Here is an 868-nt window from a genome sequence, read left to right as displayed (position 1 = left end):
GCTGCCAATCCCGCGCAGCCTGCACCGCCGCCCGTTGGCCGAGCATGTGGCCATCGAAGCTGCTGTAGAGAAGTTGCTGGCCGCACGTAACCCGATCCTGGTGATCGGCGCTGGCGCCAACCGCAAGATGACCGCCAAGGTCCTCAAGCAACTGATCGACAAGACCGGCATCCCGTTCATCACCACCCAGATGGGTAAAGGTGTGGTCGACGAGCGCCACCCACGCTTCCTGGGTAACGCCGCGCTGTCGTCCGGTGACTTCGTGCACCGCGCCGTCGAAGCCGCCGACCTGATCATCAACATCGGCCATGATGTGATCGAGAAGCCACCATTCTTCATGGTCCGTGGTGGTACCGAAGTCATCCACATCAACTTCCGCTCCGCCGAAGTCGATGCGGTTTACTTCCCGCAAGTGGAAGTGATCGGCGACATCGCCAACGCCGTATGGCAGATCAGCGAAGCCCTGAACGACACTTCGCACTGGGACTTCACGCGCCTGATGGCGATTCGTGAAGCCAACGAAGCACAGATCGCCGAAGGCGCCGACGACAACCGCTTCCCGGTCTACCCGCAGCGTATGGTCGCCGACATCCGTCGCGTGCTGCCGTCCGAAGGCATCGTGGCCCTGGATAACGGCATCTACAAGATCTGGTTCGCCCGTAACTACAAGGCGCACAAGCCGAACACCGTGCTGCTGGACAACGCCCTGGCGACCATGGGTGCTGGCCTGCCATCGGCCATGGCCGCGCACCTGGTACACCCGGACCGCCCGGTGATTTCCGTGTGCGGCGACGGCGGCTTCATGATGAACAGCCAGGAACTGGAAACTGCAGTTCGTCTGGGCATGCACATCACCGTGGTGATCCTG

1 protein-coding gene is annotated in these 868 nt (G+C 62.0%); it reads left to right on the top strand.

Annotation, left to right across the window (positions count from 1 at the left end):
• On the top strand, nt 1–868 hold an 868-nt coding region (locus tag ABE456_RS28455), incomplete at both ends, for a thiamine pyrophosphate-dependent enzyme (RefSeq protein ID WP_346646903.1).

The sequence above is a fragment of the Pseudomonas sp. TWI929 genome, from assembly GCF_039673335.1.
Classification (GTDB): domain Bacteria; phylum Pseudomonadota; class Gammaproteobacteria; order Pseudomonadales; family Pseudomonadaceae; genus Aquipseudomonas.
The sequence above is the reverse complement of the archived record's forward strand: the minus strand, read 5'-3'. Positions and strand labels throughout refer to the sequence as shown.